Source organism: Herbaspirillum sp. CAH-3 (genome assembly GCF_009668275.1).
Taxonomy (GTDB): domain Bacteria; phylum Pseudomonadota; class Gammaproteobacteria; order Burkholderiales; family Burkholderiaceae_D; genus Herbaspirillum; species Herbaspirillum aquaticum.
The window spans coordinates 231,773-246,445 of record NZ_VSWE01000005.1 but is presented as its reverse complement, the minus strand read 5'-3'; the positions used below and the strand labels follow the sequence as shown (position 1 = coordinate 246,445).

The following is a 14,673-nucleotide window of genomic DNA, read 5'->3' as shown; positions in this document are numbered from 1 at the left end:
TAACTTGACAGGGCCATCATGAACAACAACCACAAACCGACGACCGATACCGCCGCACCCGCCCTCAAGCGCCGCGGCTTCCTGGGTGGCCTGCTGGCGGCCGCAGCCGGTGGCGCGCTGGCCACCATCGCCACGCCCGGCCAGGCGGCGGCCCGCGCTGAAGTCGCGCTGGACCGCGCCAAATGGGCTGCCCGCAATCATGAGATCGTGGCGCAGATGATCGCCGAGCATGGCAAGCTGGCGCCGGGCTACCAGAGCGGCAAGCGTCCTTATGCCGTGTTCGACTGGGACAACACCAGCATCATGAATGACTGCGAAGAAGCGTTGCTGATGTACCAGATCAATACGCTTTCCTTCAAGCTGACACCGGCCGAGTTTGCCGCCATCACGCGCCAGAACGTACCACCCGGCCCGTTCAGCAAGGACTTCAAGAATGCCGCCGGCAACATCGTGGACCTGGAGGCGATCTGTGCCGACCTCGATGCCGATTACGCCTTCCTGCACGCCAACTACAAGGGCATGGCCGGCAGCAAGAGCCTGGAAGAAATCACGGCTACGCCGGAGTTCCAGGATTTCCGCACCAAGCTGTACTACCTCTATGAAGCCGTCAACGATACCCATGGCGTGGCTGTCGGTTACCCGTGGGTGATCTATTTCTTCGCCAACATGAGCGTGGCCGAGGTGAGCGCGCTGGCGGAAGCCTCCAATGATGCGGCCCTGGGTGCCGCGCTGACCAAGGTCAAGTACACCAGTCCGGCAGACCGCGCGGGCAGGGCGGGCGTGGTGAGCGTATCGCACTTCCACGGCATCCGCCTGTGCACCGAAATCGGCACGTTGATGGACGCACTGCGCCGCAACGGCATCGATGTCTACGTCTGTACCGCCTCGCTGGAAGATGTGGTGGCCGTCTTCGCCACGCATCCCAAGTATGGCTATGGCGTGGCCCGCGAGCAGGTGATCGGCCTGCGCCTGGAGCGCAATGGCCAGGTCTTCCGCAATGCCTACCTGAAGGAGTGGCCGCTGACCTGGGGCCCGGGCAAGACGGTGGCCATCAAGCAGGTGCTGGTGGCGCAGAAGGGTTATGGCCCCTTGTTCGTGGCAGGCGACAGCGATGGCGATTACGATATGCTGCGTGACTTCCCCGACACCCGTTATGGCCTCATCGTCAATCGCATGAAGAACGGCAAGATCGGCGAGTTGTCCAAACTGGCTGCCGAGCAGATCAGTGCAGCCAAGCCCCGCTTCCTGCTGCAGGGCCGCCAGGAGTCGACCGGCAACTGGCTGCCGGCGGAAACCAGCATCAAATACGGCAAGACCGCACCGCAACTGCTGACCACCTGATCGGCGGTTTGTGTGCATGACGCGCCGCTGCCTGCCTGGGCGGCGCTGATCCAGGAGGAGCATCATCATGGCCGAACACCGTTTCCGGCACAGTGTGGGTAGCGCCAGCTACGTGTTTCGCGATCTCAAGGAAGTGATGGCCAAGGCCAGTCCGGCACGGTCCGGCGACCTGTTGGCCGGCGTGGCGGCCAGCAGCGCTGAGGAGCGCGCCATTGCGCAGATGGCGCTGGCGAACCTGCCGCTGAAGATTTTCCTGGAAGAGCCGCTGGTACCTTACGAAGAGGATGAAGTCACGCGGCTGATCCTGGATGGTCACGACCGTGCCGCCTTTGCACCGATTGCGCACCTCACGGTGGGCGATTTCCGCAACTGGCTGCTGGCCGATGACACCGACAGCACGGTCCTGGCCGCCGTGGCTCCCGGGGTGACGCCGGAGATGGCCGCGGCCGTCTCCAAGATCATGCGCAACCAGGACCTGATCCTGGTGGCCAAGAAGTGCCGCGTGGTCACGGCCTTTCGCAATACCATCGGCTTGCCGGGCCGGCTCTCGACCCGCCTGCAGCCCAATCACCCCACCGATGACGCCAGCGGCATCGCCGCCAGCATGCTCGATGGCCTCATGTATGGCAACGGCGACGCCGTCATCGGCATCAATCCCGCCACCGACAACGTACCGCAGGTGGTCAAGCTGGTCGGCATGATGGCCGATGTGATCGCGCGCTACGAGATTCCTACGCAATCCTGCGTGCTCACCCACGTCACCAACACGATTGCCGCCATCGAGCGCGGTGCGCCGGTGGACCTGGTGTTCCAGTCGATTGCCGGGACCGAGGCGGCCAATCGCGGCTTCGGCATCGACCTGGCCATCCTGGGCGAGGCGCGTGAGGCCGCGCTGTCCCTCAAGCGCGGCACCGTCGGCGACAACGTCATGTATTTCGAGACCGGCCAGGGCAGCGCGCTGTCGGCCAATGCCCATCACGGCATCGACCAGCAGACCTGCGAGGCGCGCGCGTATGCGGTGGCACGGGCCTTCAAGCCGCTGCTGGTCAATACGGTGGTGGGCTTCATCGGGCCGGAATACCTCTATGACGGCAAGCAGATCATCCGCGCCGGACTGGAAGACCATTTCTGCGCCAAGCTGCTGGGCCTGCCCATGGGCTGCGACGTCTGCTACACCAACCATGCCGAGGCGGACCAGAATGACATGGATGTCTTGCTGACCTTGCTGGGCGTGGCCGGCTGCACCTTCGTCATGGGTATCCCCGGTTCGGATGACATCATGCTGAATTACCAGACCACGTCCTTCCATGACGCGCTGTATGCAAGGCGGGTACTGGGTTCGCGGCCGGCCCCCGAGTTCGAGCAGTGGCTGCACCGGATGCAGATATTCAATGCGGGTGGCGAGGAGCAGGCGTTCCGCCTGCATGCCGACATGCCATCGGGATTTCGCGAGACCTTGTTGCGCCTTCAATGACCATGGACGACCAAGCCATTTCACCGCAAGGTGCAGAAAACGTCAGCCCCGGTGCAGAAAACGTCACGGCCAATCCGTGGGAAGCCTTGCGCCGGTTCACCGCTGCGCGCATCGCGCTGGGGCGCAGTGGCGTGAGCCTGCCGACCGCACCACAACTGGATTTCCAGCTGGCGCACGCGCAGGCGCGCGATGCCGTGCATTTGCCGCTGGATGTGGCTGCGCTGAAAGATCAATTGCAGCAACGAGGACTCTGCGCAGCCGCAGAGGTACTCGATGTGCAAAGCGCGGCAGCAGATCGCCTGGTCTACCTGCAGCGGCCGGACTTCGGGCGCAGGTTGTCGGAAACATCGCGCCAGCAACTGCTTGACCGTTTCGGCACCGAGCCGCAGCGGCGCTTCGATGTGGGCTTCGTGATCGCCGATGGCTTGTCGGCGCTGGCCATCGTGCGCAATGCTGCACCGTTCCTGGCCGAGGTGATGCAGCGGATTGCGCCAGAGGGATGGTCGATGGCACCGCCGGTGATCGTGCAGCAGGGACGGGTGGCGGTGGCCGACGAAATCGGGGAATTGCTGGGCGTGAAGCTGGTGGTGATCCTGATCGGCGAGCGACCGGGACTGAGTTCGCCTGACAGCATGGGACTCTATCTGACCTGGATGCCCGCACGCGGGCTGACCGATGCCAGCCGCAATTGCATCTCCAATGTGCGGCCGGAAGGCTTGCCTTACCCGGAGGCAGCCTACAAGCTGCATTACCTGATGGCGCAGGCGCACCAGCGTGGCCTGTCCGGCGTGGCCTTGAAGGATGAGACGGCCAGCGAGGGCGAGGAACTGGATGTGCGGCGCAACTTCCTGCTCGGCGGGGATTGAGCCGGCGTAGCTGAAGCGCAAAGCGTTATCGGGAAAAACGAAAAAGGCCGCGAACTTTCATTCGCGGCCTTTTGCTTTCTGCGCGGGGAGGGCGATGCATCCACCCTTCCTCAAGCAGCAACGCTTTACAGCGATTCCAGCGCCTGGTTCAGCGTGGCGCTCGGACGCATCACGGCGAAGGTCTTGGCGCGGTCCGGCAGGTAGTAGCCGCCGATATCGACTTCCTTGCCCTGCACCGAGTTCAGTTCTGCGACGATCTTCTGCTCGTTCTCGGACAGTGCCTTGGCCAGCGGTGCGAACTGCTTGGCCAGGTCGGCGTCGTCCTTCTGGGCGGCCAGTTCCTGGGCCCAGTACAGGGCCAGGTAGAAGTGGCTGCCACGGTTGTCCAGCTCACCGGTCTTGGGCGAGGGCGACTTGTTGTTGTCCAGCAGCTTGCCGGTGGCAGCATCCAGGGTCTTGGCCAGGATCTTGGCGCGGGCGTTGCCGGTCTTGATGCCGACGTCTTCGATGGACACGGCCAGGGCCAGGAATTCACCCAGCGAATCCCAGCGCAGGTGGTTTTCACCGACCAGCTGTTGCACGTGCTTGGGGGCCGAGCCGCCGGCACCGGTTTCGAACATGCCGCCACCCGCCATCAGCGGGACGATCGACAGCATCTTGGCCGAGGTGCCCAGTTCCATGATGGGGAACAGGTCGGTCAGGTAGTCGCGCAGGATGTTGCCGGTCACCGAGATGGTGTCCAGGCCGCGGATGACGCGTTCCAGGGTGTAACGCATGGCGCGCACTTGCGACATGATCTGGATGTCGGCACCGGTCAGGTCGTGATCCTTCAGGTAGGTGTTGACCTTCTTGATCAGTTCGGCTTCGTGCGGACGGTACGGGTCCAGCCAGAAGACGGCGGGCATGCCGGACAGGCGGGCACGGGTCACGGCCAGCTTGACCCAGTCACGCACGGCAGCGTCCTTGACCTGGCACATGCGCCAGATGTCGCCTTCTTCCACGTTCTGCTCCAGCAGCACCTGGCCGTCCAGGGTGACGATGCGCGCCACGCCGGCCTGGGCGATTTCGAAGGTCTTGTCGTGCGAACCGTATTCCTCGGCCTTCTGGGCCATCAGGCCGACGTTGGGCACGGTGCCCATGGTGGTCGGGTCGAAGGCACCGTTGGTCTTGCAGAAGTTGATGATTTCCTGGTAGATGCGGGCGAAGGTCGATTCCGGCAGCAGGGCCTTGGTGTCTTCGGTCTTGCCGGCGGCGTTCCACATCTTGCCGCCAGCGCGGATCATGGCCGGCATGGAGGCGTCGACGATCACGTCGTTGGGGGCGTGCAGGTTGGTGATGCCCTTGGCGGAATCCACCATGGCCAGGCGCGGGCGCTTGGCTTCATCGGCCTTCAGGTCGGCCAGCACTTCGGCCTTCTTGTCTTCGGGCAGGGTGTTGATCTTTTCGTAGACGCCGGACATGCCGTTGTTCGGGTTCACGCCGATTTCAGCAAACAGCTTGGCATGCTTGGTAAAGGTGTCCTTGTAGTAGGTGCGCACGGCGTGGCCGAAGACGATCGGGTGCGAGACCTTCATCATGGTGGCCTTGACGTGCACCGACAGCAGCAGGTCGGTCTCGAAGGCGTCCTGCATCTGCTCTTCGTAGTAGGCACAGAGGGCCTTCTTGCTCATGAACATGCTGTCGATGATTTCACCGGCTTGCAGCGAGATCTTCGGTTTCAGGACGATGGTTTCGCCGGACTTGGTGACCAGGTCCATCTTGACGTCCACGGCCTTGTCCAGGGTCAGGCTCTTTTCGCCGGCGTAGAAATCGCCGCCGTGCATGTGCGCCACGTGGGTGCGCGATGCCATGGACCACTTGGCCATCGAGTGCGGGTGCTTGCGGGCGTAGTTCTTGACGGCGTTGGGCGCGCGGCGGTCCGAGTTGCCTTCGCGCAGGACCGGGTTCACGGCGCTGCCGGTGACCTTGGCGTAGCGCTTTTGCAGGGCTTTTTCTTCTTCGGTGCTCGGGTTTTCCGGGTAGTCCGGCAGCTTGTAGCCGCGCGCTTGCAGTTCGCGGATGGCCGCTTGCAGCTGCAGGATCGAGGCGCTGATGTTGGGCAGCTTGATGATGTTGGCTTCCGGGCTCTGGGTCAGGGCGCCCAGTGCGGCCAGGTTGTCGGGGACTTTCTGTTCATCGGTGAGGTACTCCGGGAATTCAGCCAGGATACGCGCAGCCACCGAGATATCGCTTTCGACGACGTCGATGCCAGCCGCGGCGGTGAACTTCTTGACGATGGGCAAGAGCGAGTGGGTCGCCAGATAGGGTGCCTCGTCGGTCAGCGTATAGATGATGGTCGGGTTGCCAGTAGTCACGATGATGTCCTTGCGTTGGTGTGTTGATGTGCTTTGGTGCGATCCCCGCAGCGCCGGATGGACCGCCCCGGCTCTGTCGGCCTGGGCTGGCGCCACCTCCTTGTCGGCTGTGCTGCGCGGAAACTCGTCTCCCGGGGCGGCATGGCTGGCGTACTGCTGCCAGAAGGCCGCGGCAAAAAACAGCGGTAGTTTACTCCTAAGCGGGGCGAAATGCTTCAACTCTTATATAAGACTTGAAGAAATTTTTGCATTTCGAAGGATTGCTGCCCCGTTCTCAATCCCTTGGCATGACTCTGCTATTGTCGTGGATCCACTTTTTGTGGATGTCCGGCAAAATGCCGTACAATTCATTTCATGGGAAAACGCATGACACCAGCTGTCGCTACTGCTCGACTGGAAGCCCGGATCAGCCCGGAGCTGCAGCAATTGCTCAAACGTGCCGCCCAGATTGAAGGGCGCACCCTGACCGATTTTGTCGTCGCTGCGGTGCAGGAAGCGGCGCAGAAGACCATCGAGCAGGCCGAAGTCATCCGCTTGTCGCTGGAAGACCAGCAGCGCTTCGCCGAGGCGCTGCTGGCTCCGCCGCCACCTTCGGCGGCACTGCAGCGCGCCATCGCGCGCCATGACAAGCTATTGCGCAGCGAAGAATGACGCGCCCGCCGTTCCTCGTGACGGCGCTGGAACCCGCCCTTCACGATCGTAGCCGCTTCGACAGCGGTACGCCCGCATTGAACCGCTATTTGCGGGAACAGGTAACACAGGATATCCGGCGCCGCGTGGCTGCCTGCTTTGTTGCAGTGGATGACCAACAGCGGGTGGCCGGCTATTACACGCTGGCCAGTGCCAGCGTGCCGCTGGTAGGCCTGTCCGATGAGATGCGCCGCAAGCTGCCTCGCTATGGCGCCATTCCCGCCGTCCGCCTGGGGCGTCTTGCGGTGGATCGGGAATTCAAGGGCCGGGGGCTCGGTGGCGCTCTGCTGGCCAATGCATTGCGCCGGGCCGTCGCTGCGGAGATACCGGGCGCGGTACTGGTGGTTGATGCCAAGGACCCGCAAGCCTCAGCCTTTTATCGCCATCATGGTTTCATCGCCCTGCAGGACGCACCGCTCACGCTGTTTTTGTCCCTCGCGTCGGTACGTTAAGCAGCGGCATTTCTCCAGCAGGCGCTAGGTGTGTCTCAACCTGAGCGGCTTAGATGATGTGCTTGTCCTTTCCTTAAAGGAGCTGTGAAATGAAATGTCCTTGCTGCGGTGCAGCTGAACTGGTCCGCGACACACGCAATCTGCCTTACACCTACAAAGGGCAGAGCACCATCATTGAAGCAGTGACGGGAGATTTCTGCCCGGCTTGCGACGATGCCTTGCTTGATCGTGAACACGGCGACCGCTACGGCGCGGAAATCGGGAAGTTCCAGCGCGCGGTCAACGCCGCCTATGTCGACCCGACCTAGAAGCGGGTCAGACGCAAGCTCGATCTGGACCAGCGTGAGGCCGCCAAGCTGTTTGGGGTGGTATCAACGCCTTTTCCGCTATGAAAACGGGAAGAACAATCCGCCGCTTTACCAGATAAAAAAGGGCCGCAATTCTGCGGCCCATCCCAATAGCTAGTACAAGAACCTGTCTCAGGCCGTCACTGCCTGCCGTGCCGCCTTGTTGCGATACAGGATCAGGGTAGCGATCAGACCGCACACGGCGGCCGTACTCATCCAGATGCCCGGTGCTGCTTTGTCGCCGGTAGCCTGGATCAGGCCGGTCGCAATGGCCGGGGTGAAGCCGCCGAAGACTGCAGTGGCCAGGCTGTAGGCCAGCGAGAATCCTGCGGTGCGCACGTCGGCCGGCATCACCTCGGTCAGCGCCACCACCATGGCGCCGTTGTAGCTGGCGTACAGGAAGGACAGCCACAGTTCCACCATCAGCATCTTGGCGAAGCTGGCGTCATGCACCAGCCAGTTCACGGCCGGGTAGGCGGTCAGGATGGTCAGCACGGTGAAGGTCACCAGGATCGGGCGACGACCGATGCGGTCCGACAGCGCACCCATGATGGGCAGCCAGATGAAGTTGGAGAGTCCCACGCACAAGGTCACGATCAGGCTGGCCTCGGTGGAGAGCTTCAACACGTTCTTGCCGAAGGTCGGGGTGTAGACCGTGATCAGGTAGAACGACACGGTGGTCATTGATACCAGCATCATGCCGGCAATGACCAGCTTCCAGTTCTCGATCATCGAACGGAAGATCTGGCCGGTGCTCGGACGATGCTTGCGGCGCATGAACTCTTCGGTTTCCTGCAGCGAGCGGCGGATCACGAACAGCACCGGCACGATCAGGCAGCCGATGAAGAAGGGCACGCGCCAGCCCCAGTCACCGACCTGGGCCGGGGTGAGCGAGGTCGAGAGCAGGTAGCCGATGGCTGCCGCCACGATGATGGCCACCTGCTGGCTGGCCGATTGCCAGCTCACATAAAACCCCTTGTTGCCGGGCGTGGCCATTTCGGCCAGGTACACTGACACGCCGCCCAGTTCCACGCCGGCCGAGAAGCCTTGCAGCAGACGACCGATCAACACCAGCATCGGGGCCAGCGCGCCGATGGTGGCGTAGGAGGGGACGAAAGCGATGAGCATCGTGCCCAGTGCCATCAGCGCCAGGGTCACGATCAGGCCCTGGCGGCGGCCGACGCGGTCAACATAGGCGCCCAGGATGATGGCGCCCAGCGGACGCATCAGGAAGCCGGCGCCGAAGGTCATGAAGGTCAGCATCAGCGAGGCGAACTCGTTGTCGCTGGGGAAGAAGGCCTTCGAGATGTGGGTCGCGTAGAAACCGAACAGGAAGAAATCGAACATTTCCATGAAGTTGCCGCTGGTGACCCGCAGCACGGTGGAAAACTTCGATTGCGAAGAAGTGGATGTCGTCATGATATGTGCCTCGTTATCTGTTGGGCGGACCGTGTTGATTCCGGTCTTGCGCCTGTCTCGTACTGCCTTGCGGCAGCTTGTGTCAGGATCTTTTTTTGTGGGGACAGCTATTGCGCCGCCGATTCTATGCCCGAAAGTGATCCATGGGACCCACTTGCGGCGCTGCGCAAGCAAATATCGGTTTTTTCGATAGCTGGATGAAAGCTTCAGCCGCCATTTCGGCCCGAAACGGTGGCACCAAGACAAGCTGCTTTGCATCAATGTGATACACCGTGAAGTATGGTGCAATGCGTCATGGCGCCGGGTGTCCATCCTGCGCCGCCCATCCATGAAAGGTTCGTATGAAAACTGCCGTCTACAGCGCCCGCCGCTACGACCAGACCCTGCTGGCGCGCGCCAACGCTGCCTCCGGGGCAGCGCATGAACTGGTGTTCCTGCAAGACCGTCTCGATCCCGGCACGGCGCAACTGGCCAGCGGCTGCCAAGCCGTGGCGGCCTTCGTCAACGATGACCTGGGTGCGGCCGTGCTGGAGCGGCTGTCCGCGCTGGGCGTGCGTTTCGTCACCACGCGCTCGACCGGCTTCAACCACATCGATACGCAAGCCGCACGACGACTGGGCATCACGGTGGCGCGCGTGGCCGATTACTCACCTTGGTCCGTGGCCGAGTTTGCCGTGGGCCTGCTGCTGGCGGTCAACCGTAAAATCGCGCGCGCCAGCATGCGTACCCGCGAAGGCAATTTCGAGCTGGAAGGATTGATGGGCTTCGACCTGCACGGCAAGACCGTGGGGGTGATCGGTACCGGCAAGATCGGCGCGCTGTTTGCCCGTATCATGGCCGGCTTCGGCTGCACGGTGCTGGGCAGCGACGTGCATCCCAATCCCGAATTCGAGGCCCTGGGCGGGCGCTACGTGAGCCGGGACGAACTCTTCGCCGCCAGCGACGTAATCTCGCTGCATTGCCCCTTGACCGAAGCCACGCGCTATCTGGTCAACGCCCAGACCCTGGCCGGCACCAAGCCCGGCTGTATCCTGGTCAATACCAGCCGTGGCGGGCTGGTCGATACCGAAGCCGCGATCGCCGCATTGAAGAGCGGCCAGCTGCGCGGCCTGGCCATCGATGTCTATGAGCAGGAAGCCAGCCTGTTCTTCCAGGATTTGTCCTCGACCATCATCACCGACGACGTGATCCAGCGCCTGGTGTCCTTTCCCAACGTCATTGTCACCGGCCACCAGGCCTTCTTCACCGAGGAAGCCATCGGCCAGATCATGCAGACCACCATCGCCAACCTCAATGATTTCGCCGCCGGCCGCCCGCTGGGCGAGCGGCTGGTCGCCTGATCAGTGAGGATGCCGGCCGGCGTCGAACAGCGAGCCCAGCTGCTCGCCGATGCGCGGACGCAGGTGTTCATGCACGCGCTGGATGATGTGCTCGGCGTCATCGGCGCCATAGGTCTGCGCCAGCTGGCGGTGCATGTCGAAATGCAGGTAAAGCAGGCCGCGCAGGCTCTGGAAGGCGGTCGGATGGGGCTGGCCGCAGACCAGCTCGTTGTTGTCCATGACCTGATTGAGTACCCCCGGATCGAACAGCCGCACCTGGCAGATCACGGCGCAGCGAACGATCTCCAGGTCCAGTGCTTCCAGTTCCTGGGTCAATTCATCGGGAGTGTGGCGCTCGGCGCTCAGCTTTTCGCTCATGGCGGTCTTTCGGAGGAGGAGGGGGAGCGCCCAGCATAGCATTTGCTGCATTGCGGAAAACTTGTCGAAGATCAATTCAGGACGGATTGGTCAGGTATCACACGATTTATTTTATAAATGGTTTCGGGAGAAACCGCGAGGCCTCGGCCGGCGGGGCAGGCGCCCCACCTGCCGGCCGGGTATAACGCGCTCAGGCGGCTTCCACCATCGGATAGAAGTCGCGGTTCTCACGCCCGATGCGGTCGAACAGCAGCTTGAGGACACGATTGGCATCGGCCCGGAAGGCTTCAGGCTGCTCCGCGATGGACTGCGCGTCATTCCAGCGCCGGGAGAACTGGCCGTACTGCGCTGAAATGTCCTTCATCTCCTCCTGATAAAGCCTGGCCTTGGCGGCCAGGGCGGGGGTAGCCTGCTGCATGGAAGGGTACAGATAGCGATCCTCCACCGAGAGATGCAGCTTGATGACCGAGCTCATGGCGATGACCTCACGGGCAATCGCTGCCGCCTCATCGGCGATGCCGTGGGCGCACAGCGTGCGCAGGGTGCTGACGTGGCCGATGATGTCGGCGTGTTCGCGGCGATACTTGTCCAGATTCATGATGCTTCCTGTTTGGTTTGAGGGAGAGCGAGCTGCGGCTCATTCCAGCGCGGCGGCGGGTCCAAAAAATTCATATCGGCTCTGCGCCGCCGGTACCCCCAGCCCGCCCAGCGCACGCTTGATGGCTTTCATGAAGGGCTTGGGCCCGACAAAGTAGGCGTCCACGTCCCGCGTCTGGGGCAGCCATTGCTCCAGCAGGGCCGCATCAATGAAGCCGGTGGCATAGGGGGCGGGATCGCCGGCGCGCGCGCGTTCATAGCAGAAATGCGCCCGCAGCTGCGGGTGTTGCGCCGCCAGTTCTTCCACCTGGCGGCGGAAGGCATGCACGCCGCCATGGCGTGCCGCATGGATGAAATGTACCGGGCGACCGGTTGGCAGTGCTGCCGCCAGCATGGTCATCATCGGGGTAATGCCGACGCCTCCGCTGATGAGCACCAGCGGTTTGTCACTGGCCGTGAGTGTGAAGTCGCCGGCCGGCGGGAACAGTTCGACCACCGAACCCACATGGATCTGCTCGTGCAGATGGCGCGAGACCTTGCCCTCGGCTTCCCGCTTGACGCTGATGCGGTATTGCAGCGGCTGTCCGTCCTGGCGCAGCGGCGCCGACAGCGAGTACTGGCGGCGCTGTTCCAGCCCGTCCACCACCATGCGCAGGCCGATGTACTGGCCCGGTTCAAAGTCCAGCAGGGCGCCGCCATCCTGGGGCATGAAGTAGAAGGACGTGATTTCCTCGCTCTCGGCCACTTTGCGCGTGACCACGAAATTGCGTGCCCCGCGCCAGCCGCCGGGTGCTGCCGCCTTGGCGTCGTATTGCTGGCGCTCGGCGCCGATGAGGATGTCGGCCAGCTGGCCATAGGCGGCCGCCCAGGCATCGATGACGGCATCGGTGGCGATCTCGGCGCCCAGCACTTCGCGGATGGCGCGCAGCAGGCAGTCGCCGACCATGGGGTAGTGCTCGGGCAGCACCTGCACGGCGACGTGCTTGTTGACGATCTGCGCGGCCAGCGGTCCCATGGCTTCCAGGCGATCGATATGGCGGGCGTACATCAGCACGCCATTGGCCAGTGCCCGCGGCTGGTCGCCGCTGGCCTGGTGCGCGCGGTTGAACAGGGGATGCACCTGCGGATAGTCGCGCATGAGCATCTTGTAGAAATGCGTGATCAGCGCCTCGCCGCCCGATTCGAGCAAGGGGACGGTGGATTTGACGATGGCGAGTTGGGCATCGGTAAGCATGCTGGACCTTTCTGGAGAGTGGATGGGCCGGTGGATCCGGTTACCTCCTTATTACAAAAGGCATGCCATGCATCGATCCCAATAAAATCAATGACTTGCGATGCGTCCGTGTGGATATGACCTATGTCATAATGACCTTTCATTTCAATTGATGGAGTCAAAGTGACTTCCAAAGTCCTGCTTGATGCCTTGCTCCCGCTGGTGGCCGATCTCTCGCGCCAGATCGATGACCGCGAGCGCTATCGCCGGCTGTTGCACACCTTGCGCACGCTGTTTCCCTGCGACGCCGCCGCGCTGCTGCGACTGGACGGCGACCTGCTGGTACCGCTGGCCATCGACGGCCTTTCCAGCGATACCCTGGGCCGGCGTTTCCGGATTGCCGACCATCCGCGCTTTGGGGTACTGCTGGCCAATGCTTCGCCCACGCGGTTTCCGGCCGATTCGAGCCTGCCCGACCCCTACGACGGACTGGTCGATGGCCTCAATGATGCGAATTCAGGTGCGCTGGAGGTGCACGACTGCATGGGCTGCGCGCTCTCGGTCAATGGGCGTCCGTGGGGGCTGGTCACGCTCGATGCCTTGGGGGCAGGGCGCTTTGACGGGGTGGACATGGCCTCGCTGCAGGCCTTTGCGGCCCTCGCGGCGGCCACTGTCAACGTGGCCGAACGCATCGACGACCTGGCGCAAGCCGGAGAACAGGCGCGCCAGCGTGCCGAGGCCTACCGGCTGGGGCTGGAAGAAAGCCAGGGCAAGCGGGAATTGATCGGGCAAAGCGCAGCCCAACTGCAGCTCATGGACGAGATCCGCATGGCCGCCCCCAGCGACATGACGGTCCTGGTCACCGGGGAAACCGGCACCGGCAAGGAGCTGGTGGCGCATGCCCTGCATGCCGCTTCGCCCCGCGCCCACAAGCCCATGATCAGCCTGAACTGCGCTGCGTTGCCCGATACCCTGGTCGAAAGTGAATTGTTTGGCCACGTGCGCGGCGCTTTCTCGGGCGCGGTGGCAGACCGGCGCGGCAAGTTCGAGATGGCCGATGGCGGCACGCTCTTCCTGGATGAGGTGGGGGAATTGCCGCTGGCCGTGCAGGCCAAGCTGCTGCGGGTGCTGCAGAGCGGACAGTTGCAGCGGGTCGGTTCGGATCGCGAGCACCGCGTGGATGTACGCCTGATCGCCGCCACCAACCGCGACCTGGCCGAGGAGGTCAAGCGCGGGCATTTCCGCGCGGATTTTTATCATCGGCTTTCGGTCTTCCCGATCCGCGTACCACCGCTGCGCGAGCGCGGGCGCGATGTATTGCTGCTGGCGGGCTATTTCCTGGAGCAGAACCGGGCAAGGCTGGGGCTGTCCAGCTTGCGCCTCTCCGCCCATGCGCAGCGCGCGCTGCTGGACTATCCCTGGCCCGGCAACATCCGCGAACTGGAGCACTTGATCGGCCGTAGCGCCCTGCGGGCACTGGCCTCGCAGCCGGTTCGGCCGAGCATCCTGACGCTCGATGCGGCAGCACTGGAACTGGAGCATCCGCCCGCGATCACTTCGGCGCTGCCGCCCCAGGAAGGCACACGTGCGCAGCCGGAGCCGGAGCCAACCCGGGGCTTGCGCGACGCTGTGGAACGCTTTGAACGCAAGCTGGTGGGTGAAGCGCTGGCGCGGCACGAAGGAAATCTGGCCGCCACCGCCCGGGAGCTGGGACTGGACCGCGCCAACCTGAACCGGCTGGCCAGGCGCCTCGGCTTGCGGTAGCCCGGGACGGCGGTTTCAGGGGCAGTGAAGAAAAACAAAAGAAAACGGCCGGAATCGCTCAGGGCATGGCGCCCTTCATGATTCCGGCCGTAACGGGCATGAAGCTTCAGGCTTCACGCCCAACCTGAGGAGACACTCAGGACGGTTGACGTTCCGCGTCAAGCTCTGCCAGTTGCCCGCGAATGCGGATGGCGGTCAGGTTGCGGGCAGCAGCGGCGTCGTCGTTGACATGTTGCAGGTCTTCAGGCGGTGCGCTGATGACCTTCACGGGGTTGCCTGCGGGAGCAGGGGCGGTCAGGCCGGGGTTGAGTTGCGACATGATGATCTCCAAGCGATGAAAATCTCGTGCAGGCCCGCAGCAAGGCACCAGTGCGGGCAGGGCAGCCATCAGTTATATGAACGTTTTGGCAAGCCAGATGATGCAATATTAGCCGTTTTGGGTGCGCTGCAACAGGTGTT

The 14,673-nt window shown here is 63.1% G+C and carries 14 protein-coding genes; 8 read left to right on the top strand and 6 right to left on the bottom strand.

Annotation, left to right across the window (positions count from 1 at the left end; genetic code table 11):
• Window positions 1-18 precede the first annotated feature (18 nt).
• The 3 genes from FYB76_RS08515 to eutC all read left to right on the top strand — a co-directional run bounded on the left by FYB76_RS08515 (window position 19) and on the right by eutC (window position 3,681).
• The gene (locus tag FYB76_RS08515; protein ID WP_154133357.1) at window positions 19-1,341 is read left to right on the top strand and encodes an HAD family hydrolase; all 1,323 of its coding nucleotides are present in this window, start codon (window positions 19-21) and stop codon (window positions 1,339-1,341) included.
• 67 nt (window positions 1,342-1,408) lie between these two features.
• A complete protein-coding gene (locus FYB76_RS08510; protein WP_154133356.1) occupies window positions 1,409-2,815 on the top strand; it encodes an ethanolamine ammonia-lyase subunit EutB in 1,407 nt (468 codons plus the stop codon).
• On the top strand, window positions 2,812-3,681 hold the full coding sequence (eutC, locus tag FYB76_RS08505) for an ethanolamine ammonia-lyase subunit EutC (RefSeq protein WP_154133355.1): 870 nt from the start codon (window positions 2,812-2,814) through the stop codon (window positions 3,679-3,681). Before FYB76_RS08510 ends, eutC begins: the two co-directional genes overlap by 4 nt.
• A 125-nt stretch (window positions 3,682-3,806) precedes the next feature.
• Here eutC and FYB76_RS08500 read toward each other — a convergent pair whose 3' ends face one another.
• Entirely contained in the window at window positions 3,807-6,035 is a 2,229-nt protein-coding gene (locus FYB76_RS08500) for an NADP-dependent isocitrate dehydrogenase (RefSeq protein WP_088754376.1), read from the bottom strand.
• 366 nt (window positions 6,036-6,401) lie between these two features.
• Between FYB76_RS08500 and FYB76_RS08495 the strand changes: the two genes are divergently transcribed.
• From FYB76_RS08495 to FYB76_RS27095, 3 genes are all read left to right on the top strand, one after another.
• Window positions 6,402-6,686 (top strand): DUF1778 domain-containing protein, encoded by a 285-nt coding sequence (locus tag FYB76_RS08495; RefSeq protein ID WP_088754377.1) that lies wholly within the window; start codon window positions 6,402-6,404, stop codon window positions 6,684-6,686.
• Window positions 6,683-7,177 (top strand): GNAT family N-acetyltransferase, encoded by a 495-nt coding sequence (locus tag FYB76_RS08490; protein ID WP_154133354.1) that lies wholly within the window; start codon window positions 6,683-6,685, stop codon window positions 7,175-7,177. Before FYB76_RS08495 ends, FYB76_RS08490 begins: the two co-directional genes overlap by 4 nt.
• A gap of 89 nt (window positions 7,178-7,266) precedes the next feature.
• Window positions 7,267-7,485, top strand: coding sequence for a type II toxin-antitoxin system MqsA family antitoxin (locus tag FYB76_RS27095; RefSeq protein WP_370516326.1), 219 nt, complete (start codon window positions 7,267-7,269; stop codon window positions 7,483-7,485).
• Window positions 7,486-7,656: 171 nt separating this feature from the next.
• Here FYB76_RS27095 and FYB76_RS08480 read toward each other — a convergent pair whose 3' ends face one another.
• Window positions 7,657-8,943, bottom strand: coding sequence for an MFS transporter (locus FYB76_RS08480; protein ID WP_154133353.1), 1,287 nt, complete (start codon window positions 8,941-8,943; stop codon window positions 7,657-7,659).
• Window positions 8,944-9,284: 341 nt separating this feature from the next.
• On the opposite strand from FYB76_RS08480, the gene FYB76_RS08475 reads away from it, so the two are divergent.
• A complete protein-coding gene (locus tag FYB76_RS08475; RefSeq protein WP_154133352.1) occupies window positions 9,285-10,283 on the top strand; it encodes a 2-hydroxyacid dehydrogenase in 999 nt (332 codons plus the stop codon).
• On the opposite strand, the gene FYB76_RS08470 is transcribed toward FYB76_RS08475, so the two are convergent.
• From FYB76_RS08470 to hmpA, 3 genes are all read right to left on the bottom strand, one after another.
• Window positions 10,284-10,640, bottom strand: coding sequence for a hypothetical protein (locus tag FYB76_RS08470; RefSeq protein ID WP_088754382.1), 357 nt, complete (start codon window positions 10,638-10,640; stop codon window positions 10,284-10,286). It abuts the gene before it with no gap.
• Between the two features lie 190 nt (window positions 10,641-10,830).
• Window positions 10,831-11,238, bottom strand: a complete 408-nt coding sequence (locus FYB76_RS08465) for a hemerythrin domain-containing protein (RefSeq protein ID WP_154133351.1) — start codon at window positions 11,236-11,238, stop codon at window positions 10,831-10,833.
• A gap of 39 nt (window positions 11,239-11,277) precedes the next feature.
• Window positions 11,278-12,471: an NO-inducible flavohemoprotein gene (gene hmpA, locus FYB76_RS08460; RefSeq protein WP_154133350.1), complete on the bottom strand. Its 1,194-nt coding sequence runs from the start codon at window positions 12,469-12,471 to the stop codon at window positions 11,278-11,280.
• Window positions 12,472-12,633: 162 nt separating this feature from the next.
• Here hmpA and norR point away from each other — a divergent pair, with 162 nt between their 5' ends.
• Window positions 12,634-14,214 (top strand): nitric oxide reductase transcriptional regulator NorR, encoded by a 1,581-nt coding sequence (gene norR, locus FYB76_RS08455; RefSeq protein WP_370516325.1) that lies wholly within the window; start codon window positions 12,634-12,636, stop codon window positions 14,212-14,214.
• A gap of 136 nt (window positions 14,215-14,350) precedes the next feature.
• Here the strand turns inward: norR and FYB76_RS08450 are convergent, their stop codons facing one another.
• Window positions 14,351-14,533, bottom strand: a complete 183-nt coding sequence (locus FYB76_RS08450) for a hypothetical protein (protein WP_088754542.1) — start codon at window positions 14,531-14,533, stop codon at window positions 14,351-14,353.
• Window positions 14,534-14,673 lie beyond the last annotated feature (140 nt).